Below are 23,227 nucleotides of genomic sequence, written 5' to 3'. Positions count from 1 at the left end.
CAAATGCGTGCAAACGGTGTGCAGATCCGCATCTGCGGCAAAGTTCAGGGGGTGGGTTTTCGCCCCTTTGTCTGGCAGCAGGCCAAGCTGCGCGAGCGTCTTGGCGATGTCTGTAATGACAGCGCCGGAGTGCTGCTGCGATTGTATGGTGATGAGGTGGACTTTATCACCGCGCTATATCAGCACTGCCCGCCGCTTGCGCGCATTGATAGTACCCACGTTGAGCCGTTTGATTGGCCGACGATCCCCACCGATTTTGTGATTCGTGAGAGCGGCGCGGGGGCGATGAGTACGCAAATCGTCCCCGATGCGGCAACCTGCCCCGCCTGTCTCGCGGAGATGAATGACCCCGGAGAGCGACGCTACCGCTATCCGTTTATCAACTGCACCCACTGCGGGCCGCGGTTCACCATCATCAACGCCATGCCGTACGACCGGCCTCTGACGGTGATGGCGGCGTTCCCGCTGTGCAAAAGCTGCGAGGCAGAGTACCGCAATCCTTACGACCGACGTTTTCACGCCCAGCCGGTGGCATGCGCCGAATGTGGCCCGTGGCTGCAATGGCAAAGCCCTGATCTGCGGGCGGAGAAAGAGGCGGCGCTTGAGGCCGCTGTCGCCCTGCTGAAAGCGGGCGGTATTGTGGCGATAAAGGGCCTTGGTGGCTTTCATCTGGCCTGTGATGCGGGAAATTCACAGGCGGTTGCCACACTTCGTGCTCGTAAACATCGCCCGGCCAAACCGCTGGCGGTGATGGTGCCAAACGCCGATGCTCTGCCGCTGGAGGCCGCATCGCTGTTAATTACCCCCGCCGCACCGATTGTGCTGGTGGCGAAGAATAACCTTTCCGGTCTGTGCGATGAGATTGCACCGGAGCTGGCGGAAGTTGGCGTGATGCTTCCCGCCAACCCGCTTCAACATTTGCTGATGCAGGCGCTGGCGCGCCCGCTGGTGATGACCTCCGGCAACCTGAGCGGCAAACCGCCGGCCTTAACCAATCAGCAAGCGCAAAGCGATCTCGTCGAAATTGCCGACGGTTTCCTGCTGCATAATCGCGATATCGTCCAGCGCATGGATGATTCGGTGGTACGCCAGAGCGGTGAAATGCTGCGCCGTTCCCGCGGCTATGTGCCGGACGCGCTGCCGCTGCCGCCGGGCTTCCACAACGTACCGCCGATGCTGTGCATCGGTGCGGATATGAAAAATACCTTCTGCCTGGCGCGTGGCGACCAGGCGGTGGTCAGCCAGCATTTTGGCGACCTGACCGATGACGGCGTGGAAAACCAATGGCAGCAGGCGCTGCGCCTGATGCAGGCGATATATGATTTTACCCCGCAGGCGGTGGTGGCCGATTTTCATGACAGTTATCGCTCATCGCAATGGGCGCTGACCAGCGGTCTGCCGGTTCAGCGCGTGCTGCATCACCACGCGCATATCGCCGCCTGTCTGGCTGAACATGATTGGCCGCTGGACGGTGGCGAAGTGATTGCGATGGCGCTCGACGGCATCGGCATCGGCGAGTCCGGCGCATTGTGGGGCGGCGAGTGCCTGCGCGTGAGCTATCGCCACTGCGAACATCTCGGTGGTCTGCCTGCGGTGGCGCTGCCGGGCGGCGATCTGGCGGCGCGTCAGCCGTGGCGCAACTGGCTTGCGCAGTGCCTGGCGTTTGTGCCGGACTGGCAGACCTTCGCCGAAACCCAAAGCCTGCAGCAAAAGAATTGGCCACTGCTGGCGCAGGCGATTTCGCGCGGAATAAACAGCTCGCGCGCCTCTTCCTGTGGCCGTCTGTTTGATGCGGTGGCCTGCGCGCTGGGCTGCACGACGGAAACGTTGAGCTATGAAGGGGAGGCGGCCTGTCGTCTTGAAGCGCTAGCCGCCACCTGCCAGGGCGTGGCTCATCCGGTGACGATGCCGGTTGTGGGCAAGCAGTTGGATCTGGCGACCTTCTGGCAACGCTGGCTAAGCTGGCAGGCCGCGCCCGCCGAAAAAGCGTGGGCGTTTCACGATGCGCTGGCGTGCGGTGTGGCCGATATGATGCGGACTCATGCGCAGCAGGCCGGTATTTCTACGCTAGCCTTTGGCGGCGGCGTGCTGCACAACGCGCTGCTGCGCGCCCGCCTCTCGCACTATTTATCCGATTTCACGTTGCTCTTTCCCAAGCGTTTACCCGCTGGTGATGGGGCGATTTCATACGGGCAGGCGGTGGTTGCCGCCGCTCGTGGTCAGGCGTAAGGAGTTCTCATGTTATTGAATGCGCTTCGCCAGCAGCCGCGTGCATCGCTGCTGGTGCTGGTTTTGCTGCTGGCGAATTTATTGGCCTGGGGCTGGGCGTGGCAGGCATTTGGTCATAACGGCGCGCTGATGGCCGCCAGCCTGCTGGCGTGGGGCTACGGCCTGCGCCATGCGGTGGATGCTGACCACATTGCGGCGATTGATAACGTCACCCGCAAAATGATGCAGCAGGGCAAGCGCCCGTTCGGCGTCGGTGCCTGGTTCTCGCTGGGGCACTCGTCGATTGTGGTGCTGGCGTCGGTGGCGATTGCCGCTACGGCGACTGCTTTCCAGCATAAGATGAGCTGGTTTCACGACACTGGCAGCATTATTGGCACCGCGGTGTCGGCGATATTTCTGCTGGCGATGGCGCTGGTGAACCTGATTATCCTGCGCAGCGTGTGGCGCAGCTTCCAGGCGCTGAAAAAAGGGCAGCGAATCGAGACGGATGCACCGGTTGCCGGTGGACTGATGAGCGCGCTGTTTAGCCGCACCTTCCGCCTGATTGGCAAAAGCTGGCATATGTACCTGGTGGGTTTTCTGTTTGGTCTGGGTTTTGATACCGCCACCGAAATCGGCGTGCTGGGGATCTCGGCGGCCAGCGCGTCCAGCGGGATGTCGATGTGGTCGATTATGGTTTTTCCTGCGCTGTTTGCCAGCGGTATGGCGCTGGTGGATACCCTCGATAATATTCTGATGGTTGGTGCCTACGGTTGGGCGTTCAATAAGCCGCAGCGTAAGCTCTATTACAATATGACCATCACCGGAGCCTCGGTGGTGGTGGCGCTGTTTATCGGTGGGCTGGAAGCGCTGGGGCTGATTATGGATAAATTCGCCTTAACCGGCGGGCTGTGGAGCGACGTGGCGCTGCTGAGCGATAATCTCGGTAACGCAGGTTTTGTGGTGATTGGCCTGTTTGCGTTGTGCTGGCTGGTATCGATGGTCAACTACCGTTGGCGCAACTATGACTCGCTGGTGGTGCGTTAGGGTCTTACGCTGCCGGGTGGCATGGTGCAAATTACCGGATGCGGCGTTGCCTTATCTGGCCTACACAGGCGCAGCGCCGAACGTAAAGCTAAAAAAGCCCCGGGGCAGCGGGGCAAAAATCAGACTTTCGCGCATCCTTGCGCATGAGGTTAAGTCAAACAGTCCTGTAGCCCGGCCAAGCGAAGCGCCGCCGGGAAGTCCTTCTCAACTGACAATCGATTTCAATAAGACAAAAGCTTCTTTCATCCGTTCTTCGCTGACCACGAAAGCCCGCAGCTGCTGGCTTTGGTCGTAGCCTTGCGCCAGCATACCGTCGACGCGGGTTTCAATGATCCAGTGCAGATCCTGACGACGGGTTTCACCCGCCAGGTGCAGCGGTAGATCCGGCGTTTTCACCTTCACCAGCATATTCGGCAGCTTCAGTTCACCGGACTGGCCGAGCAGATTTTTCGCCAGGCACATGGCGCTCATCAAAATAGGCTGCAGAAATGGCATCACCGCGCCGTTGATCTCCGCGCAGTCGCCCAGCGCATAGATATCCGGATTGCTGGTTTGCAGCGTACTATCCACCTTCACGCCACGGTTTATTTCCAGTCCAGCCATCCGCGCCAGCGCCGTTTCCGGACGCAGACCGGTGGCGGCAACCACCGCATCGACTTCTACGTGGCGGTCGCGGTCAAAGCTGGCGCGAATACCGGTCGTCGTCTGCTCCAGCCCTTGCAGTTGGCTTTTCAGCAGCAGGTGAATGCCCATATCGGTCAGACAATGCTGCAGGCGGCTGCTCACCTCTGGCGGCATGAGCGAAGCCAGCACGCTGGCCGAGTTATCCACCACGGTGACCGCTTTGCCGGCGCGGCAGAAGTCCATCGCCAGCTCGCTACCAATCAAACCGCCGCCGATAATCAGCACCCGTTTGGCATCGCGCAGTGTACTTTGCGCCGCGCCAAACTCCTGCTGGCTGTTGAGGGTCAGCATCAGCTCTTTGCCCGGCACGGGTGGCACGATGGCTGAGGCCCCGGTGGCCAGCACCAGTTTGTCGTAGTGCCATTCGTGGTCCTGGCTTTTCACCACGTGGGCCTCGGCATTGATGCCGCTCACCCAGGTCTGCGGGAACAGATTCAGGTTGTACTGTTCGGCGAACTCACCGGCGGTTTGCAAAGTGAGGTCGGCCGCGGTTTGCCCCCGGCTGACCACATGGCTTAAGTCCGGTTTGTTGTATTCGTCGATACTGTCGGCGGCGATGAGCGTCAGCTTGACGCTCATATCCTGCTTACGGATATTTTTCACCAGTTGGCGGGCGGCGAAGCCCGAGCCAACGATCACGATGCCATGATTCATTTTGCCTCCGTTGCCATCACGTCGAAGACATCTTTGCCTAATGAACATTCCGGGCACAGGAAGTTGTCCGGGACTTCGCTCCACGGTGTACCTGGCTGTACGTCCTGGTTTGGTTCACCTTTTGCTGGGTCGTATACCCACTGGCAAACGCTGCACTGCATGCTTGGGCCGAGGTCGGCGGCTGCCGCTGCGGCACAGGCGCAGTCGTCTTTTGCTGAGTCTGCCTTTGGCGTTGCTTCCGGCAGCGGTGCCAGCGCCCACTGGCGGGCAATTTCGCGGCCGTGCTGGCGGCAAACTTCCAGCGCGTCGAGGTCCGGACGCCATTTGGCTTTCAGGCTCAGCGACATTTCAAAACCGGCATCCTGCAGACGGGTGGACAGACGGTCTACCGCGCCGCCGCTCCAGCCGTGGGAGCCAAAGGCGCTGGCACGTTTGTTACGAAAACGCAGGCCGGTCATCTCTTCCACCAGACCGGCAATTTTCGGCATCATCACGTTGTTCATGGTTGAGGTGCCCACCAGAACGCCTTTCGAGCGGAACACGTTGGTCAGAATTTCATTTTTATCGCTGCGGGCGACGTTGAAGATTTTCACCGCCACGTTTGGGTCTACTTCGTTGATGCCCTGAGCAATCGCATCCGCCATCATGCGGGTGTTGTTGGACATGGTGTCGTAGAAGACGGTGATGCGGTCTTCCTGATAGTCGGCGGCCCATTTCAGGTACAGCTCAACGATCTGCGTTGGGTTCTCACGCCATACCACGCCGTGAGAGGTGGCAATCATATCGACCGGCAGGTTAAAGCCGAGGATTTCGGTGATTTTTGGCGTCACCAGACGGCTGAACGGCGTCAGAATATTGGCGTAGTAGCGCTGGCACTGTTCAAACAGTTCGGTCTGGTCAACTTCGTCGTTGAACAGGCGTTCGTCGCAGTAGTGCTGACCGAAGGCGTCGTTACTGAACAGAACCGCATCGCCGGTCATGTAGGTCATCATGCTGTCTGGCCAGTGCAGCATTGGCGTTTCAACGAAAATAAGCTGTTTGCCGTTGCCGATATCCAGCGCGTCGCCGGTTTTCACCACGTGGAAATTCCATTCCGGGTGATGGTGGTGGCCGTTGATGGAGTCAATGGCGTTGGCGGTGCAGTAGATTGGGGTGTCAGGGATCTGCGCCATCAGTTCAGTCAGCGCGCCCGCATGGTCTTCTTCCGCGTGGTTAATGATGATGTAGTCGATATCGGCCAGGTCGATTTCGCCGCGCAGGTTCTGTACGAATTCGCGGCTGAATTTATGGTCGACGGTATCGATCAGGACATTTTTCTCTTCACGGATGAGGTAGCTGTTGTAGCTGCTGCCGCGCAGCGTTTTATATTCGGTGCCGTGGAAATCACGCACTTCCCAGTCACGTTGGCCAACCCAATGAATGTTATTTTTAACCAGAATAGACATAGCAACCTCAATAATTAATTCAGCGTTTTTCAAAAAAGATGTTTTGCTTGTTGCAGGCTGCGTGCCAACTTTTTAATTCATTGATTTACATGTAATTAATAATTTATACCTCTTTATTTTTAGTCAAAATGACTATGATGAATATTGTCAATATGACATCATGCATTGTCAAAATGACTGTGAGGTTGCCATGAGCTTTTCCGTAGACGTGCTGGCAGGCATCGCCATTGAATTACAACGCGGTGTCGGTCATCAGGACCGCTTTCAGCGGCTGATTACCACACTGCGCCAGGTGCTGGAGTGCGATGCATCGGCGCTGCTGCGCTATGACGCGCGGCAGTTTATTCCGCTGGCGATTGATGGGCTGGCCAAAGATGTGCTCGGCAGACGGTTCACGCTGGAAGGGCACCCGCGTCTGGAGGCTATCGCCCGCGCGGGCGATGTGGTTCGCTTCCCGGCGGATAGCGATTTGCCCGACCCCTACGATGGCCTGATCCCCGGCCAGGAGAGCTTAAAAGTCCACGCCTGTATCGGCCTGCCGCTGTTTGCCGGACAAAATTTAATTGGCGCGTTGACCCTCGACGGCATGTCGCCGGACCAGTTCGACGTTTTCAGCGATGAAGAGCTGCGGCTGATTGCCGCGCTGGCGGCGGGAGCGCTCAGCAATGCATTGCTGATAGAACAGCTGGAAAGTCAGAACATGCTGCCCGGTTCGGCGAGCGACTTTGAACAGGTGAAAGAGACGCAGATGATTGGCCTGTCGCCGGGCATGATGCAGTTGAAAAAAGAGATTGAGATTGTCGCGGCCTCAGACCTGAACGTGCTGATTAGCGGTGAAACCGGCACCGGCAAAGAGCTGGTGGCGAAAGCCATTCACGAAGGTTCGCCGCGCGCGGTTAACCCGCTGGTGTACCTGAACTGCGCCGCACTGCCGGAAAGCGTCGCCGAAAGCGAGCTGTTTGGCCACGTGAAGGGCGCATTTACCGGCGCTATCAGTAACCGTAGCGGCAAGTTTGAAATGGCGGATAACGGCACGCTGTTCCTTGATGAAATCGGCGAATTGTCGCTGGCTCTGCAGGCCAAGCTGCTGCGCGTTTTGCAGTATGGCGATATTCAGCGCGTGGGTGACGATCGCAGCCTGCGCGTGGACGTGCGGGTGCTGGCCGCCACCAACCGCGACCTGCGTGATGAAGTGCTGGCGGGTAATTTCCGCGCCGACCTGTTCCATCGTCTGAGCGTATTCCCGCTGTTTGTGCCGCCGCTGCGCGAGCGTGGCGAAGACGTGGTGCTGCTGGCGGGCTATTTCTGCGAGCAGTGCCGTCTACGTCTGGGGCTATCGCGGGTGGTGCTGAGCACGGCGGCACGGGCGCATCTGCAAAACTACGGTTGGCCGGGAAATGTGCGCGAGCTGGAACATGCGGTACATCGGGCGGTGGTTCTGGCGCGGGCGGCCCGCAGCAGTGGTGAAGTGGTGCTGGAGGTGCAGCACTTTGCGTTCCAGGAAGGGGCGATGAGTACGGCGGTTGCCGAAATGCCTGCGTCAACGCCTATCGCGGCGGTCAACAATCTGCGTGAAGCTACTGAACATTTTCAGCGGGAGATGATCCGCAATGCGCTGGAAACGCATCAGCATAATTGGGCGGCGAGCGCGCGGGCGCTAGAGACAGACGTCGCCAACCTGCACCGGCTGGCGAAACGTCTGGGGCTGAAGGATTAAATAATTCCGGCCTGGTAGAAGTTGTGTAAATTGATGGCGCCGACCAGACGGTGATGCTCGTCGACCACCGGAGCGGCGCTGATTTTCAGCTTCATCAACTGCTCTTTGGCATCAATAGCACGAGCCTGATCGTTAAGCGTCACGCCGCCTTTGGTCATCGCATCAGTCACAATATCAGCCAGTGTGCCGCCGCCGACTAGCCAGCGACGCAGGTCGCCGTCGGTAAAGACGCCTTGCACCTGAGACTGGTCATCGCAGACCGCGACCATCCCCATTCCGGTACGGCTGAGCTCAAGCATGGCATCCATAACGCTGGCGTGGATGCTCACCTGTGGAGTATCGACATCCTGACGCATCAGATGATGCACGCGGTTTAGCAGGCGTGCGCCAAGCGCCCCGGCGGGATGCGAGCGGGCAAAATCTTCTTCGTTGAAGCCACGAGCCTGCATTACGGCGATAGCCAGCGCGTCACCCATCATCAGCGTATTGACGGTGCTGGACGTTGGGGCAAGGTGCATTGGGCAGGCTTCACGTTCGACGGCGATATCCAGCACGGCGTCAGCCGCCAGCGCCAGCGGAGAGTTGGCTTTGCCGGTCATCGCCAGCAGCACGACGGATTTTTCTTTCAGGCGAGGAATGATGTGATCAAGTTCTTTCGCGCCGCCGGAGTAAGAGATAAACAGCATCACGTCGCGGCTTTCTACCATCCCTAAGTCACCGTGCAGCGCTTCTGCCGGGTGAACAAAAAAGGCTGGGGTGCCGGTGCTGGCGAGCGTGGCGGCAATTTTCTTGCCGATATGACCTGATTTACCCATACCGGAGACAATCACTTTGCCATCACAGTGGATAATGGTTTTGGCTGCGCGAACAAAATCATCGCCCAAACGCTCCGGCAGACGGCTGGCTTCTTGTAGTTCCAGCATCAATGTCTGACGGCCCGCATTTAGTAGTGCATCACTCATTGCTTTCTCCGGTTATGATTACTTCAATCCCTTTTTCTTCCAGCGCCTGACGAAACGCTGGATCGATACCCGCGTCGGTAATTAATTTATCGACGCTTTCCAGACTGCACACCACATTAGGGCTTTTACGTCCGAATTTTGATGAGTCTGCCATCAGAATCACTTCGCGAGCGGCGTTGCACATCGCTTTACTGACGGTATAGACCTCGTTAAAAGTGGTCACTCCGGCGTTAAGATCGATACCATCGGTGCCCATAAAGAGTTTATCAAAGCTGAACTGCGCGAAGGCATTTTCTGCCAGCTGTCCGTGAAATGACGCCGATTTTTTTCGGAAAGTACCGCCGGGCATCAGGATTGTTTGTTCGTTATCCAGCTCTGCAAGCGCGTTAACAATATGCAGGCTGTTGGTCATCACGGTGATGTTACGAAAGCGGGCCAGCATTGGCACCATCTGCAAAACGGTGCTTCCGGCATCAAGAATAAGCGAGTCGCCATCATGAATAAAGTCGATGGCGGCCTCGGCAATCAGCTCTTTTTTACGGGTATTAATCAGCGTTTTATGATCGATTGGCGGGTCGGATTCATCTTTATTCAACACCACGCCCCCGTAGGTACGAATGACGGTTCCGGCATCTTCCAGAATGACCAGGTCCTTGCGGATGGTGGTGCCAGTGGTGTCGAAGTGCAGGGCAAGTTCTTCGACCGAGCATTTCCCCTGTTTTTGCAGGTGCTCTAAGATGGCGGCCTGGCGCTGACGAGGTTTCATAGATGCGATTACCCTGAATTAAATTATCGAAATGATAACTTCGCAAGCTAATAGCATTCACAACGAAATTATCTATGTTTCAGTTTAAGCGCTAATGATAGAGCATTCTGCAATAGCGGATCATGGGGAAAGATCACATCAGGCTGTAATTCATCAATATGTTTGCCCAATATGGTGGAAATTTTAGTCGGTTTGGCAAACACGGTAAGCCCTTTCATAAAGAACGTGTCTGCGACATGCAGTTGCTCATCGAGTGCAATGGCGACGATAACGCGCGGTTTAAAACGGCCACCGGAGCGTCCTACGCCGACTCGCCCAAACTGGCAGAGCTTATCGAATGCACGATTAAAGCGATAAATTTGCCAACCTCCCAGAGCCAGCTGCGCGCACCAGGCAATAATGGCGACGGTAATCAGTGCTGAGATCATATCGAACTCCTTGTTGTCAGATGACCGCTGCGCCTTTCTGGCCGGTACAGGATGCGGTATCGGCAGGTTTTCTGGCGCAGCGTCATCGAACATAACTTTTCTTAGAACATAACCTGACCGCCGGTGACGTTGATCGACTGTCCGGTGCAGTAGGAAGCTTTGTGGCTGGCGTAGAACAGCAGCATATTCAGTACATCCTGATAGTCGCAGCCGCGCTTAAGCGGCACTTTATCAATGTAATACTGCTCCACTTCGTCAGTCTTAAGGCCGAGCTTGGTCGCATACTGCGGTAGTAAAGACTGGAACATAGGGGATTTAAGGAGATTCCCGAGCATCAGAGAATGGACGGTAATCCCATACTCAGCCAGGTCTAATGCCAGCGATTGCGTTAAGCCCACACCGCCAAATTTTGCGGCACTGTAGCCGGAGTTGTGTTTGCTACCCACTTTGCCGGATTTTGAGTTGATCTGGATAATGCGTCCCTCAATACCGTCGCGGATCATCAGCCGGGAGAACTCACGAGCGCATAGGAAGTAGCCCACCAAATTAACCTGTAGTGAACGGTCGAAATCGCCGAGTTGGAAATCGCTGATGAACGCCGCTTTGGCAATGCCCGCGCTGTAGACCAGCAGATCGACGCGGCCAAAAATCTCATCGACTCCGCGTGACAACGCCAGAACGCTCTGTTCACTGGTGGCATCAGCGCCAAAGCCGTATGCCTTACCCTCGCCAAATTCACTGTTAATTTCCTGCGCGACGTTTGCGGCTTTATCGCTCTGGATATCGACGATCGCCACGCGGTATCCCTCTGCGGCAAGCCCACGGCAGAGGAATGCCCCGAGGGTTTGGCCTCCACCAATGACAACGGCAACCTGATTCATTTTTCTCTCCTTAAATTTAAGCCATAAACTTCAAAATACAGCCCGGCACGATGGTGCTCGGTACCGGCCCCGCAACGTGTACGGTGCCGGGAAATTTCGCTTCGGTAATTCCGTCAAAGCACACGGTGATATGCCCCAGTTCTCGCAGATTTTCCTCTACCACGCTGCCTACCGCAGTGACCGGATAGCGTTGTTCGCCGAGTTCAAACTGTGCACCGGGTTGCAGATGACCGTTGAGTTCTCCGTGACAGTGGAGAAAGCAAAAATCTTCGATATCCGCTGGTGCTCCTTCACGAAAGGTAATCAGCATTTGGTCATCCAATGCATCCGGTGCGTTTTGGCCAATGCGGGTAATGGTTGTCTGATAAATCACGGTCATATCGGGATCTCTTATTGATAAATAAAGCCGGAAACAAACCAGGCGATGAGCACGGTTGGCGCGCCGGTCAGGAAGCGGCTCACCAGCACCGATGGGACGCCGACGCGGACGGTGTCCTGACGGGCTTCCGCCAGCGATAAGCCGACAGGAATAAAATCGCAGGCGGCCTGGGCGTTAATCGCAAACAGCGCCGGAAGTGCCAGATGGGGTGGAATGTTGCCCATACCAATCTGTACGCCAATTAGTACGCCGATAACCTGAGCGATGACCGCGCCAGGGCCGAGGAATGGTGATAGCAGCGGGAAGGAACAGATGAGTGCTAGCGTGACTAATCCCAGAGGATGGCTGGCAAGTGGCGCCAGGCCATGGGCAATCCAGTCGCCAAGGCCAGAGGCCATAATGATGCCGATAAGCGCTGAGACAAATGCCATGAATGGCAGAATGGTTTTTAGCACCGTGTCGATGGTGTCGCGTCCGGCCTGAAAGAACACCGCAACGGCGGAGCCCATGCCCATACCAACCTTTGCCAATAGGCCATCGCTTTGTTCGGTTATCTTTTTGCTGGCGTCGTATTCGCGCCCGGCCTTAGTTTCTGCGATGGGTGGGGTTTCTGAGGACCCGCTAACGACGCTGATGTTTTGTTCTCTCACCCCGGAGACATAAATGTCCTCCACGATGTACTGCGCCAGCGGTCCAGATTTCCCGGTTGAGTGAATATTGATGGTCGGAATACGTCGCTTGGGATAGATTCCGCAGCGCAGCGTACCGCCACAGTCGATGATGGCGATACCGATCTCCGACTCCGGCGGTTCGCCTTCCTTAAAACCATCCACCGCTTGCCAGCCCGTTAACTGCGCCAGTTTGTCGACGATAGCGGGGCGAGTGCCCGCGGTGATGTAGACAATTTTCTTCTCCTCTTTGACCTCCAGCTCGAGTGGGCCACCCCAGCCGCCTGCGCCTTTTTCAATTCGAATGCGTGTCATGATGTAGCTCCCGCCAGACGGACTTTCTGCTCAAGTTGGATACCCATTTTTTTCTCAAAAATAGAGGTTGTGAGATCGGTCACCCAGCCGCGGAAGAAGTTAGTTACCAGACCGAGTAGCAGATAGCTCACGGCTAGCGGGCCAAGAGGAAGTCCCAGCGTTGTCAGGCCGCTGGCAATTCCTAGATAAACAAAAAGTTCGCCAGGGTTGATGTGGGGGAATAAACCGTTCATCGAATGACAGCTGTAGGATGCAGCAGCGTAGTAGCTCGGCTTGTATTTCTCCGGCATAAAGCGGCCCAGGCTTAGGGTCATTGGGTTACAAAACACGAACGTACCAATGCAAGGCAGCAGCAGGTAGCGGGACACGGGATTACCAGCGCAGCGCTGAGCAAAATATTCGATACGTTGCTGGCCGATAAAATGAATCAGCGCATTCATGATGACCAGCAGACTAATCAATAGCGGAATAATGCCGGTCACCATCCCGGTGAACACCTCTCCGCCTTTTTGGAATAGCCCGATGAACCACTCCGCACCATGTGTAATGGTTTCGATCATTGTTTTCTCCTGTAGTGAATTATCGTTATCTTTCCAGACGCGAATCATTTTAATCAGATCGAAAGGTTTTAAAGTGTTATTTTGATCTCAATTTGAAAGATAAATATTTTATTGTGAAAGTTTTTACGATGCGCACCGCACTTACATGAGAAAAAGAAGAGGGGGAATGAGAAATTCTGCGAGGAGGAACGACAACCGCTTCCTTGTGTGGCAGCGGATGCTTTACCATATTTAACTCTTGCTGATATTGTTAAATGGAAGTCTCATGTTGAAGCGTCGTGTTCTGGCTTTACTCCCTCTGTGTGTCCTGCTCGCTGCCTGTAGCAGCAAGCCGAAAACGGCTGAATCACCGGCAACTACCTCCGGCGGTTTTCTCCTTGAACCCCAGCATAATGCGTTGATTCCGACCGGTGATTTTGCCAATAACCCGGCGGCAGAGCAGTTCATCGATAAGATGGTGAGCAAGCACGGATTTGACCGGCAGCAGCTGCACGAAATCCTCTCGCAGGCCAAACGTCTGGATTACGTTTTGCGTCTGATGGACAAACAGGCGCCGACCGGCCTGCCGCCGACTGGCCCAAATGGCGCCTGGCTGCGCTATCGTAAACAGTTTATTACCCCGGATAACGTGCAGAACGGCGTGGCGTTCTGGAACCAGTATCAGGCTGCATTGCAGCGTGCTCAGCAGGTTTATGGCGTACCGCCGGAAATTATCGTCGGGATTATCGGTGTCGAAACGCGCTGGGGCCGCGTGATGGGTAAAACGCGCATTCTCGACGCGCTGGCGACGCTCTCCTTCAACTATCCGCGCCGCGCTGAGTACTTCTCCGGTGAACTGGAAACGTTCCTGCTGATGGCGCGTGATGAAAAAGATGACCCGCTGGATCTGAAAGGTTCTTTCGCGGGAGCGATGGGCTACGGCCAATTTATGCCGTCGTCTTATAAGCAGTACGCGGTGGATTTCAACGGCGATGGTCACATCAACCTGTGGGATCCGGAAGACGCTATCGGTAGCGTAGCCAACTATTTCAAACAGCACGGTTGGGTGAGTGGCGATGCGGTTGCGGTGCAGGCGATGGGCCAGGCGCCGGGGCTGGATAACGGCTTTAAAACCAAATACAGCGTTTCGCAGTTGGCTGCGGCCGGTCTAACGCCGATGCAGCCGCTGGGGAATCACCAGCAGGCGAGCCTGCTGCGGTTGGATGTTGGTACCGGCTACCAGTACTGGTACGGTCTGCCAAACTTCTACACCATCACCCGCTATAACCACAGTACCCATTACGCGATGGCCGTCTGGCAGCTGGGGCTGTCAGTGTCTCAGGCTCGCGGACAGTAAATCCTTCCTTCGGCATCTCTCCGCCTTGAGAGATGCCAGTTACATTTTGCATCATTTCCTGCCGTTTACATCTTCGCGTTAATCTCATATTGTTATGTTATAACATTTAATTCAGAGGCGAAGATGTTCACTCCTGTTTTTATGGCGTCTGCTGTGACCCGGCTGGCGCTGGCCTGCGCACTGCTGTTGCTGTTGTGGTTAGCGGTCTGGTGGGCGGTAGCGCTGCCATGATCGAACTGGACAATCTGGTGGCGGGCTATGAGGGCATGGCGATTACGCCATCCCTGAGCGGCGTGATCCCCAAAGGCAGTATGACAGCGATTGTTGGCCTGAATGGCTGCGGTAAATCCACTTTATTAAAAACGCTCGCCGGTTTTATTCCTCCGGTCAGCGGCGTTGTCCGCTGGATGCCGTCGCGGCCGGTCATCGGCTGGCTGGCGCAGCGCCACTCGCTGGAGTCGCAGTTTCCGCTGACGGTGCTGGATGTGGTGAGCCAGGGGGCGTGGCCGCAGGTCTCGCTGTTGCGCGGTCTGCGCGGTGATGTCCGTGAGCGTATTCGTGCAGCGCTGGTGAGAGTGGGGCTGGCTGAGCTTGCGAAAGCGCCAATTGAAGCGCTTTCCGGCGGCCAGTTTCAACGCATGCTCTTTGCCCGCGTGCTGGTGCAACAAGCGCCACTGGTGATGCTCGATGAGCCTTTTACCGGTATCGACGAAGCGACCAGCCGCGACCTGATGGGCGTGATACAGGAAATGCATCAACAAGGGCAAACCGTCCTGGCGGTTCTGCATGACAACCAGCGCGTGGCCGAGTATTTCCCGGAGACGCTGCTGCTGACGCCGAACCATGCCTGTTGGGGACATACGGCTGAAGTTCTCCCGGCCTTTCAATCCGCGAGGCTGGCATGATCTGGCATACCTTCTTTCAACCGTTTATTGAGTTCGGTTTCATGCGCCGGGCGCTGGTGGTTTGCCTGGCGCTTTCTTTAAGTACCACGATCCTCGGCGTCTTTTTGCTGCTGCGGCGGATGAGTCTGATGGGCGATGCGCTGTCACATGCAATTTTGCCCGGCGTGGCGGTGGGCTATCTGGTGAACGGGATGTCGCTACTAGCGATGACCGTTGGCGGGTTTATCGCCGGTATCGTTGTCGCGTTAGTGGCAGGGTGGGTGAGCCGACGTACCCCGCTCAAAGAGGACGCCAGCTTTGCCGGTTTCTATCTTGGATCGCTGGCGCTGGGCGTCACGCTGGTTTCACTGCGCGGTTCCAGCGTCGATCTCCTGCATCTGCTGTTCGGTTCGATTCTGGCGGTGGATAACGACGCGGCGCTGTTCGTGTCGGGAGTCGCCAGCCTGACGCTTATCTGCATTGCGCTGTTTTACCGCGGGCTGGTGAGTGAGGCGTTCGACAGCGACTGGCTGCAGGTCAACGCTCGCTGGTTGCCGGTGGCGCTGCACGGCCTGTTTTTGGCGTTGCTGGTATTGAATCTGGTGGCCGGATTTCAGGTGTTGGGCACGCTGATGGCGGTGGGAGTGATGATGCTGCCGGCCATCGCGGCGCGCTGCTGGGCGCGAACGTTGCCCACTATTTTACTGCTGGCGGCGGGGATTGGCAGCGTATGTGCATGGCTGGGATTGAGCCTGTCATGGGCGGCGAATCTGCCCGCCGGGCCATCTATCGTCCTCACCGCCAGCGGCGTCTTTTTTGTTTCGGTATTTTTTGGCACGCATAGCCGCCTGACCGTTGGCTGGCGAAAATTAATGGGATGAGGGGAAAGTGATGAAACGTAGTGGAATAATTCTGGCGCTGGCGTTAGGCCTTGTGGCACAAGGGGCGATGGCAAAAACGCTCAACGTCGTCAGCAGTTTTTCGGTGTTAGGCGATATGGTGCAGCAGGTGGGTGGGGAGCACGTACATGTGGATACGCTGGTCGGCCCGGACGGCGACCCGCACACGTTTGAACCCTCTCCTAAAGATAGCGCGTTACTCAGCAAGGCGGATGTAGTGGTGGTGAATGGCCTGGGTCTGGAGGGATGGCTGGACCGGTTGATCAAAGCTTCTGGATTTAAAGGTGAGCTGGTTGTCGCTTCAACCGGTGTGAAGACTCATATGCTGGATGAAGACGGTAAAGCAGTGACCGACCCGCATGCATGGAATAGCGCGGCAAACGGCGCGCTGTATGCACAGAATATCCTTAATGGGCTGGTGAAAGCTGACCCGCAGGACAGCGCGGCGCTGAAAGCCTCCGGTGAACGCTATATCGGCCAGCTTAATGAGGTGGATGGCTGGGCAAAAAAACAGTTTGATGGCATCCCACAGGCTAAGCGTAAAGTGTTGACCAGCCACGATGCGTTTGGCTATTTCTCTCGTGCTTACGGTGTGACCTTCCTGGCTCCACAGGGGCTGTCATCGGAAAGCGAAGCCAGCGCCGCACAGGTGGCCGCGCTAATCTCGCAGATTAAAGCCGACGGCGTGCACACCTGGTTTATGGAGAACCAGCTCGATCCGCGCCTGGTGAAGCAAATTGCCACGGCGACGGGTGCCCGGCCAGGCGGTGAACTGTATCCGGAAGCGTTGTCGAAACCGGGCGGCGTGGCGGATAGCTATGTAAAAATGCTGCGTCATACACGTTGAGCTGATCGCGGCGAGCATGCGTTAAGCACAACCGGCCCGAAATGGGCCGGTTTTCTACTACCCGCGTGGTTCATTGCGTAGCGCATGGATGATTTTGTTTTGCTTAAAACCCATCACCAGGCTGCTCATGCCGAGCAGAGTTTCTATCCCTTCATACAATAGATTGAATGGTCGGGTGAAAAGATGCATGACAACGGTCAGCAATATGCAGATACCGCAGGCAATTAAAATGTTGCGTAGCCGTACGGCCTTATTGAGTTTAGTGGTGTTGAGAGCTGTGTTAATCATTCCTGATAACCTCGTGGCGGAGCCTTCCTTGTGTCGCCTGATTGTGTCACTCGTGCTAGCGGGTTGCTATCTGAAAACGTCGAATTAGCACACCGTTGCCATTTTCTGAATCCCCCTCGTAAAATTGTTATCCCGTCCCCATATCTCCCCTGAAAGTGCTATCTTTGATGGCCTCTTTATCTGGCGAAAGCGGAGCGATAATGACAGATTCTGAATTAATGCAGCTGAGCGAGCAGGTTGGCCTGGCGCTTAAAGCGCGCGGGGCGACGATGACCACCGCAGAGTCCTGCACCGGCGGCTGGATTGCCAAAACGATCACCGATATTGCCGGTAGCTCCGCGTGGTTTGAACGCGGCTTTGTGACCTACAGTAATGAAGCCAAATCGCAGATGATTGGCGTGCGAGAGGTGACGCTTTTGCAGCACGGCGCGGTCAGCGAGCCGGTGGTGGTTGAAATGGCAATTGGTGCGCTGCGTGCAGCCCGCGCCGACTATGCGGTATCCGTAAGCGGTATCGCCGGGCCAGATGGCGGCAGCGCAGAAAAGCCGGTGGGAACCGTGTGGTTTGGCGTCGCCAGCGCTAATGGGCAGGGCGTTACTCAGTGCGAATGCTTCTCTGGCGACCGGGAATCGGTGCGCCGACAGGCAACGGCTTATGCGCTAAATCTTCTCTGGCAACAATTTCTACAAAACACTTGATACTGTATGACCATACAGTATAATTGCCTCAACAGAACAGAATTCACTATCCGGTAACACCCGGTATGACAGGAGTAATAATGGCTATCGACGAAAACAAACAGAAAGCGTTGGCGGCAGCGCTGGGCCAGATCGAAAAGCAATTCGGTAAAGGCTCCATCATGCGTCTGGGTGAAGACCGCTCCATGGATGTGGAAACAATCTCTACCGGTTCGCTTTCACTGGATATCGCGCTGGGCGCAGGCGGCCTGCCAATGGGTCGTATCGTCGAAATTTACGGGCCAGAATCCTCCGGTAAAACCACCCTGACGCTGCAGGTTATCGCTGCAGCGCAGCGCGAAGGTAAAACCTGTGCGTTCATCGATGCTGAGCACGCGCTGGACCCGGTTTATGCTCGCAAGCTGGGCGTTGATATCGACAACCTGCTGTGTTCTCAGCCAGATACCGGCGAGCAGGCTCTGGAAATCTGTGACGCTCTGGCGCGTTCAGGTGCAGTAGACGTTATCGTGGTCGACTCCGTAGCGGCGCTGACGCCAAAAGCGGAAATCGAAGGCGAAATCGGCGACTCTCACATGGGCCTTGCGGCACGTATGATGAGCCAGGCAATGCGTAAGCTGGCCGGGAACCTGAAGCAGTCCAACACGCTGCTGATCTTCATCAACCAGATCCGTATGAAAATCGGTGTAATGTTCGGGAACCCGGAAACCACCACCGGTGGTAATGCGCTGAAATTCTACGCCTCTGTGCGTCTGGATATCCGTCGTATTGGTGCGGTGAAAGAAGGCGACAACGTCGTCGGCAGCGAAACCCGCGTGAAGGTTGTGAAGAACAAAATTGCAGCACCGTTCAAACAGGCTGAATTCCAGATTCTTTATGGCGAAGGCATCAACTTCTTCGGCGAGCTGGTAGACCTGGGCGTGAAAGAGAAGTTGATTGAAAAAGCAGGCGCCTGGTACAGCTACAACGGCGACAAAATTGGTCAGGGTAAAGCGAACGCTATCTCCTGGCTCAAAGAGAACCCGGCTGCGGCGAAAGAAATTGAGAAGAAAGTGCGTGAACTGCTGCTCAATAACCAGGACTCTACGCCAGACTTCGTTGTTGATAACAACAGCGTTGAAGAAACCAAAGAAGACTTCTGATAATCTCAGAAATCAGAATTAAACAAAGGGCTGCTTATGCAGCCCTTTTGCATTTATTGGCTGGAAGAGAATGACTGAAACTATCCCGCGCCGTTCTGCCTATGCTCGCCTGTTAGATCGCGCTATCCGCATTCTGGCGATGCGTGACCATAGTGAACAGGAACTGCGGCGCAAACTGACCGCCCCGGTGATGGGGAAGAACGGACCTGAGCCGATTGATGCGCCGCCGGAAGAGGTCGAAAAAGTCGTCGCCTGGTGCTTTGAAAATCGCTATCTCGACGATAATCGATTTGTGCAGCAGTTTATGGCCGGACGCAGCCGTAAAGGCTACGGGCCCGCACGAATTCGCCAGGAGCTGGGGCAAAAGGGCATTGCCCGTGAGGCCATTGAGCAGGCGATGCGCGAGTGCGAGATTGACTGGATGCAGCTGGCGCGCGACCAGGCATTACGAAAATACGGCGACCCGCTACCGACCGCCTTTACGGAAAAGGTCAAAATCCAGCGCTTTTTACTCTATCGCGGCTATCTGATGGAAGATATCCAGGAAATATGGCGAAATTTTGCTGATTGACCGCACTGGGGATTTTACTTCCCTCTAAAGAAAACTTATCTTATTCCCACTTTTTCCGTCCGGCGCAGGTGGTTTTTTCAGCCACTCGCGTCTGCGACGAATATCCCTTAGCTTGATTTCAGGATAATTATGAGCAAGAGCACCGCTGAGATCCGTCAGGCGTTTCTCGACTTTTTCCATAGTAAAGGCCATCAGGTAGTCGATAGCAGCTCCCTGGTGCCGCATAACGACCCTACTCTGCTGTTTACCAATGCCGGGATGAACCAGTTCAAGGACGTGTTCCTCGGTCTCGACAAACGTAACTATTCGCGCGCGACCACGTCGCAGCGTTGCGTACGTGCGGGCGGTAAACACAATGACCTGGAAAACGTTGGTTATACCGCACGCCACCACACTTTCTTCGAAATGCTGGGTAACTTCAGCTTCGGCGACTACTTCAAACACGATGCAATCCAGTACGCATGGGAACTGCTGACCGGTGAAAACTGGTTTGCCCTGCCGAAAGAGCGTCTGTGGGTCACCGTGTATGAAACCGATGACGAAGCTTACGAAATCTGGGAAAAAGAAGTTGGTATCCCGCGTGAGCGCATTATCCGTATCGGCGACAATAAAGGCGCGCCGTTCGCATCGGATAACTTCTGGCAGATGGGTGACACCGGTCCATGCGGCCCGTGCACCGAGATTTTCTTCGATCATGGCGATCACATCTGGGGTGGCCCTCCAGGAACCGCGGAAGAAGATGGCGATCGCTATATTGAGATCTGGAACATCGTCTTCATGCAGTTTAACCGTCAGGCTGACGGCACCATGGAACCGCTGCCGAAGCCGTCCGTGGATACCGGTATGGGCCTGGAGCGTATTGCCGCGGTTCTGCAGCACGTTAACTCTAACTATGAAATCGACCTGTTCCGCAAGCTGATTGACGCGGTCGCCAAAGTAACGGGCGCTACCGATCTGGGTAATAAATCCCTGCGCGTCATTGCGGACCATATTCGTTCCTGTGCGTTCCTGATTGCCGATGGCGTTATGCCGTCAAACGAAAGCCGTGGCTACGTGCTGCGCCGCATCATTCGTCGCGCAATCCGTCACGGCAACATGCTGGGCGCGAAAGATACCTTCTTCTATAAGCTGGTTGGCCCGCTAATTGAAGTGATGGGGACTGCCGGTGAAGAACTGAAACGTCAGCAGGCTCAGGTTGAGCAGGTGCTGAAAACGGAAGAAGAGCAGTTTGCTCGTACGCTTGAGCGCGGTCTGGCTCTGCTTGATGAAGAGCTGTCTAAACTTTCTGGTGATACGCTGGGCGGTGAAACGGCCTTCCGCCTGTACGACACCTACGGCTTCCCGGTTGACCTGACGGCAGACGTTTGCCGTGAGCGTAACATCAAGGTTGATGAAGCTGGCTTTGAAGCGGCAATGGAAGAACAGCGCCGTCGTGCGCGTGAATCCAGCGGTTTCGGTGCTGACTACAACGCAATGATTCGCGTTGACGGTACATCTGAATTTAAAGGCTACGACCATCTGGAACTGAACGGTAAAGTGACCGCGCTGTTTGTTGATGGTAAAGCGGTAGAGTCTATCGCAGCGGGCCAGGAAGCGGTTGTAATCCTTGACCAGACGCCATTCTATGCGGAATCCGGCGGCCAGGTGGGCGATAAGGGTGAACTGAAAGGCGCGGGCTTTAGCTTTGCGGTCAGCGATACCCAGAAATACGGCCAGGCTATCGGTCATCTCGGTAAGTTGTCTACCGGCGCGCTGAAAGTCGGCGATGCGGTACAGGCAGACGTTGATGATGCACGCCGTGCTCGCATCCGTCTGAACCACTCTGCAACGCACCTGATGCACGCAGCGCTGCGCCAGGTTCTGGGTACGCACGTTGCGCAGAAAGGCTCGCTGGTTAACGACAAAATCCTGCGCTTCGACTTCTCTCATAACGAAGCCATGAAACCGGAAGAAATTCGCGAGGTTGAAGATCTGGTCAATGCCCAGATTCGTCGCAACCTGCCAATCGAAACCAACATCATGGATCTCGAAGCGGCAAAAGCGAAGGGCGCAATGGCGCTGTTCGGCGAGAAATACGATGACCACGTGCGCGTACTGAGCATGGGCGACTTCTCTACCGAACTGTGCGGCGGAACCCATGCTTCACGTACCGGTGATATCGGTCTGTTCCGCATCGTTTCTGAATCCGGTACGGCAGCTGGTGTGCGTCGTATTGAAGCGGTAACGGGTGAAGGCGCGATTGCGACTCTGCATGCGCAGAGTGACCGTTTAAGCGATATTGCTCAGCTGCTGAAGGGCGATAGCCATAACGTTACTGAAAAAGTGCGTACCGTAATTGAACGTACCCGTCAGCTGGAAAAAGAGCTGCAGCAGCTTAAAGAGCAAGCGGCAGCACAGGAAAGCGCGAATCTTTCCAGCAAAGCTGAGACGATCAATGGCGTAAATCTGCTGGTGAGTGCGCTTGAAGGCGTTGAGCCTAAAATGCTGCGTACCATGGTCGACGATCTGAAGAACCAGCTAGGTTCTGCGATTATCGTCCTGGCGACGGTTGATGAAGGTAAGGTTTCTCTGATTGCAGGCGTGTCTAAGGATGTGACCGACCGTGTGAAAGCAGGGGAACTGATTGGTATGGTCGCCCAGCAGGTGGGCGGTAAAGGGGGCGGTCGTCCGGATATGGCGCAAGCTGGCGGTACCGACGCGTCTGCTCTCCCTGCTGCATTGGCCAGCGTGAAAGGCTGGGTAAGCGCTAAATTGTAATAATGATAATCGCATGCGGGCGCCTTAACGTTATATGTTACGGCGCCTTGCATATGCGGTACTGATAACGATAAAGTCAGGTTGAAGTCATGTAAATCGGCTAGACTTACATTTAACAGAATGTGATGCCGTGACTGCTTACACGTAAGGTGTTTGTCATCGCTGACCTTTTGGCGTTATATGATGGAGAATGCCGGGATACAGAGAGACCCGACTCATTTAATCTTTCAAGGAGCAAAGAATGCTGATTCTGACTCGTCGAGTTGGTGAAACCCTCATGATCGGAGATGAGGTCACTGTGACAGTTTTAGGGGTAAAGGGTAACCAGGTACGCATCGGCGTAAACGCCCCGAAAGAGGTCTCCGTTCACCGTGAAGAGATCTACCAGCGTATCCAGGCTGAAAAATCCCAGCAGTCCAGTTACTAAGTTCTCGCGTCTCACCCAGCGGGTGAGACGCAACTCTCCAGATTTTTCGCGTTAATCTCTCTCTTCTTTCCTCTTCTTTCTCTCTATTCGCCATTTCTGTCACGCAAATCTCTCTTTGTACCGCTTTTTCTTCATCTCGTTTTACGACGGTATTCGCAATTTATCTGTTGATAAAACGCCCATTTTGCCTTTTTAAACGCCTTATTGCGTGTGAAATGTGCAATCGATAAAAATCTGCGGAAAATTGTTTGACTTATAAGTCCCAGAAAGTAATATGTGCGCCACGCAGCGACGAGAAGCTCTTAACGAGAAACTCGAAGCACTCGCAAGAGGCGTGTTGGTGAGGTGGCCGAGAGGCTGAAGGCGCTCCCCTGCTAAGGGAGTATGCGGTCAAAAGCTGCATCCGGGGTTCGAATCCCCGCCTCACCGCCATTTGCATCCATAGCTCAGCTGGATAGAGTACTCGGCTACGAACCGAGCGGTCGGAGGTTCGAATCCTCCTGGATGCACCATCTTTTACTTTGTACGGCATTAGCGGTATAGAGTATCAGTAGTAAAGCAGTAAATCCTGATGCATCCATAGCTCAGCTGGATAGAGTACTCGGCTACGAACCGAGCGGTCGGAGGTTCGAATCCTCCTGGATGCACCATCTTTTACTTTGTACGG

The 23,227-nt window shown here is 55.5% G+C and carries 21 protein-coding genes, 3 tRNA genes and 1 pseudogene; 15 read left to right on the top strand and 10 right to left on the bottom strand.

Annotated elements, in window-relative coordinates; translation table 11 throughout:
- The first annotated feature begins 3 nt into the window (after positions 1 to 3).
- Together hypF and ABOC97_RS10145 are read left to right on the top strand one after the other, a co-directional pair.
- Positions 4 to 2,229, top strand: coding sequence for a carbamoyltransferase HypF (gene hypF, locus ABOC97_RS10150; RefSeq protein ID WP_349597038.1), 2,226 nt, complete (start codon positions 4 to 6; stop codon positions 2,227 to 2,229).
- 9 nt (positions 2,230 to 2,238) lie between these two features.
- Positions 2,239 to 3,255, top strand: coding sequence for a HoxN/HupN/NixA family nickel/cobalt transporter (locus tag ABOC97_RS10145; protein ID WP_349597035.1), 1,017 nt, complete (start codon positions 2,239 to 2,241; stop codon positions 3,253 to 3,255).
- 204 nt (positions 3,256 to 3,459) lie between these two features.
- On the opposite strand, the gene norW is transcribed toward ABOC97_RS10145, so the two are convergent.
- Both norW and norV read right to left on the bottom strand, forming a co-directional pair.
- On the bottom strand, positions 3,460 to 4,593 hold the full coding sequence (gene norW / locus ABOC97_RS10140; RefSeq protein WP_349597032.1) for an NADH:flavorubredoxin reductase NorW: 1,134 nt from the start codon (positions 4,591 to 4,593) through the stop codon (positions 3,460 to 3,462).
- Positions 4,590 to 6,038: an anaerobic nitric oxide reductase flavorubredoxin gene (norV, locus tag ABOC97_RS10135; RefSeq protein WP_349597029.1), complete on the bottom strand. Its 1,449-nt coding sequence runs from the start codon at positions 6,036 to 6,038 to the stop codon at positions 4,590 to 4,592. Before norV ends, norW begins: the two co-directional genes overlap by 4 nt.
- Positions 6,039 to 6,228: 190 nt before the next feature.
- On the opposite strand from norV, the gene norR reads away from it, so the two are divergent.
- On the top strand, positions 6,229 to 7,755 hold the full coding sequence (norR, locus tag ABOC97_RS10130) for a nitric oxide reductase transcriptional regulator NorR (RefSeq protein WP_349597026.1): 1,527 nt from the start codon (positions 6,229 to 6,231) through the stop codon (positions 7,753 to 7,755).
- On the opposite strand, the gene gutQ is transcribed toward norR, so the two are convergent.
- The 7 genes from gutQ to srlA all read right to left on the bottom strand — a co-directional run bounded on the left by gutQ (position 7,752) and on the right by srlA (position 12,714).
- Positions 7,752 to 8,717, bottom strand: a complete 966-nt coding sequence (gutQ, locus tag ABOC97_RS10125) for an arabinose-5-phosphate isomerase GutQ (protein ID WP_349597023.1) — start codon at positions 8,715 to 8,717, stop codon at positions 7,752 to 7,754. The genes norR and gutQ overlap by 4 nt on opposite strands.
- Positions 8,710 to 9,483 carry a glucitol operon DNA-binding transcriptional repressor SrlR gene (gene srlR, locus ABOC97_RS10120; RefSeq protein ID WP_349597020.1) on the bottom strand — a complete coding sequence of 258 codons (774 nt, stop codon included), beginning with the start codon at positions 9,481 to 9,483 and terminating at the stop codon, positions 8,710 to 8,712. Before srlR ends, gutQ begins: the two co-directional genes overlap by 8 nt.
- 68 nt (positions 9,484 to 9,551) lie before the next feature.
- Positions 9,552 to 9,911 carry a transcriptional regulator GutM gene (gene gutM / locus ABOC97_RS10115; RefSeq protein WP_349597018.1) on the bottom strand — a complete coding sequence of 120 codons (360 nt, stop codon included), beginning with the start codon at positions 9,909 to 9,911 and terminating at the stop codon, positions 9,552 to 9,554.
- 101 nt (positions 9,912 to 10,012) lie between these two features.
- Positions 10,013 to 10,792, bottom strand: a complete 780-nt coding sequence (gene srlD / locus ABOC97_RS10110) for a sorbitol-6-phosphate dehydrogenase (protein WP_349597016.1) — start codon at positions 10,790 to 10,792, stop codon at positions 10,013 to 10,015.
- Between the two features lie 16 nt (positions 10,793 to 10,808).
- Positions 10,809 to 11,171: a PTS glucitol/sorbitol transporter subunit IIA gene (gene srlB, locus ABOC97_RS10105; RefSeq protein ID WP_349597013.1), complete on the bottom strand. Its 363-nt coding sequence runs from the start codon at positions 11,169 to 11,171 to the stop codon at positions 10,809 to 10,811.
- A gap of 11 nt (positions 11,172 to 11,182) precedes the next feature.
- Positions 11,183 to 12,154, bottom strand: coding sequence for a PTS glucitol/sorbitol transporter subunit IIB (srlE, locus tag ABOC97_RS10100; protein ID WP_349597010.1), 972 nt, complete (start codon positions 12,152 to 12,154; stop codon positions 11,183 to 11,185).
- Positions 12,151 to 12,714, bottom strand: a complete 564-nt coding sequence (gene srlA / locus ABOC97_RS10095; protein ID WP_349597007.1) for a PTS glucitol/sorbitol transporter subunit IIC — start codon at positions 12,712 to 12,714, stop codon at positions 12,151 to 12,153. The genes srlE and srlA overlap by 4 nt, the downstream gene beginning before the upstream one ends.
- A 265-nt stretch (positions 12,715 to 12,979) precedes the next feature.
- On the opposite strand from srlA, the gene mltB reads away from it, so the two are divergent.
- The 4 genes and pseudogenes from mltB (at position 12,980) to ABOC97_RS10075 (ending at position 16,705) form a co-directional block, all read left to right on the top strand.
- On the top strand, positions 12,980 to 14,050 hold the full coding sequence (mltB, locus tag ABOC97_RS10090) for a lytic murein transglycosylase B (RefSeq protein ID WP_349597004.1): 1,071 nt from the start codon (positions 12,980 to 12,982) through the stop codon (positions 14,048 to 14,050).
- A gap of 194 nt (positions 14,051 to 14,244) precedes the next feature.
- Positions 14,245 to 14,955: a metal ABC transporter ATP-binding protein gene (locus ABOC97_RS10085; protein ID WP_349597001.1), complete on the top strand. Its 711-nt coding sequence runs from the start codon at positions 14,245 to 14,247 to the stop codon at positions 14,953 to 14,955.
- A complete protein-coding gene (locus tag ABOC97_RS10080) occupies positions 14,952 to 15,815 on the top strand; it encodes a metal ABC transporter permease (protein WP_349596998.1) in 864 nt (287 codons plus the stop codon). The genes ABOC97_RS10085 and ABOC97_RS10080 overlap by 4 nt, the downstream gene beginning before the upstream one ends.
- Before the next feature lie 10 nt (positions 15,816 to 15,825).
- Positions 15,826 to 16,705 (top strand): annotated as a pseudogene (locus ABOC97_RS10075) (metal ABC transporter substrate-binding protein).
- Positions 16,706 to 16,737: 32 nt separating this feature from the next.
- Here ABOC97_RS10075 and ABOC97_RS10070 read toward each other — a convergent pair.
- A complete protein-coding gene (locus ABOC97_RS10070; protein ID WP_349596995.1) occupies positions 16,738 to 16,968 on the bottom strand; it encodes a hypothetical protein in 231 nt (76 codons plus the stop codon).
- Between the two features lie 200 nt (positions 16,969 to 17,168).
- Between ABOC97_RS10070 and pncC the strand changes: the two genes are divergently transcribed.
- The 8 genes from pncC to ABOC97_RS10030 all read left to right on the top strand — a co-directional run bounded on the left by pncC (position 17,169) and on the right by ABOC97_RS10030 (position 23,210).
- Complete coding sequence (gene pncC, locus ABOC97_RS10065; RefSeq protein WP_349596992.1) at positions 17,169 to 17,666, top strand: nicotinamide-nucleotide amidase; 498 nt, start codon at positions 17,169 to 17,171, stop codon at positions 17,664 to 17,666.
- Between the two features lie 80 nt (positions 17,667 to 17,746).
- The gene (recA, locus tag ABOC97_RS10060) at positions 17,747 to 18,805 is read left to right on the top strand and encodes a recombinase RecA (RefSeq protein ID WP_234503046.1); all 1,059 of its coding nucleotides are present in this window, start codon (positions 17,747 to 17,749) and stop codon (positions 18,803 to 18,805) included.
- Between the two features lie 70 nt (positions 18,806 to 18,875).
- On the top strand, positions 18,876 to 19,376 hold the full coding sequence (recX, locus tag ABOC97_RS10055; protein ID WP_349596989.1) for a recombination regulator RecX: 501 nt from the start codon (positions 18,876 to 18,878) through the stop codon (positions 19,374 to 19,376).
- 129 nt (positions 19,377 to 19,505) lie between these two features.
- Positions 19,506 to 22,133: an alanine--tRNA ligase gene (gene alaS, locus ABOC97_RS10050; RefSeq protein ID WP_349596986.1), complete on the top strand. Its 2,628-nt coding sequence runs from the start codon at positions 19,506 to 19,508 to the stop codon at positions 22,131 to 22,133.
- A 241-nt stretch (positions 22,134 to 22,374) separates the two neighbouring features.
- The gene (csrA, locus tag ABOC97_RS10045; RefSeq protein WP_000906486.1) at positions 22,375 to 22,560 is read left to right on the top strand and encodes a carbon storage regulator CsrA; all 186 of its coding nucleotides are present in this window, start codon (positions 22,375 to 22,377) and stop codon (positions 22,558 to 22,560) included.
- A gap of 339 nt (positions 22,561 to 22,899) precedes the next feature.
- A tRNA-Ser gene (locus tag ABOC97_RS10040) sits at positions 22,900 to 22,992 on the top strand.
- A 3-nt stretch (positions 22,993 to 22,995) separates the two neighbouring features.
- Positions 22,996 to 23,072: transfer RNA gene (locus ABOC97_RS10035), tRNA-Arg, on the top strand.
- 61 nt (positions 23,073 to 23,133) lie between these two features.
- Positions 23,134 to 23,210, top strand: a tRNA-Arg gene (locus ABOC97_RS10030).
- Positions 23,211 to 23,227 lie beyond the last annotated feature (17 nt).

Origin of the sequence: Kluyvera huaxiensis (assembly GCF_040149365.1) — a bacterium.
Lineage (GTDB): Bacteria > Pseudomonadota > Gammaproteobacteria > Enterobacterales > Enterobacteriaceae > Kluyvera > Kluyvera intermedia_A.
This window is presented reverse-complemented; position numbering and strand designations above follow the sequence as displayed.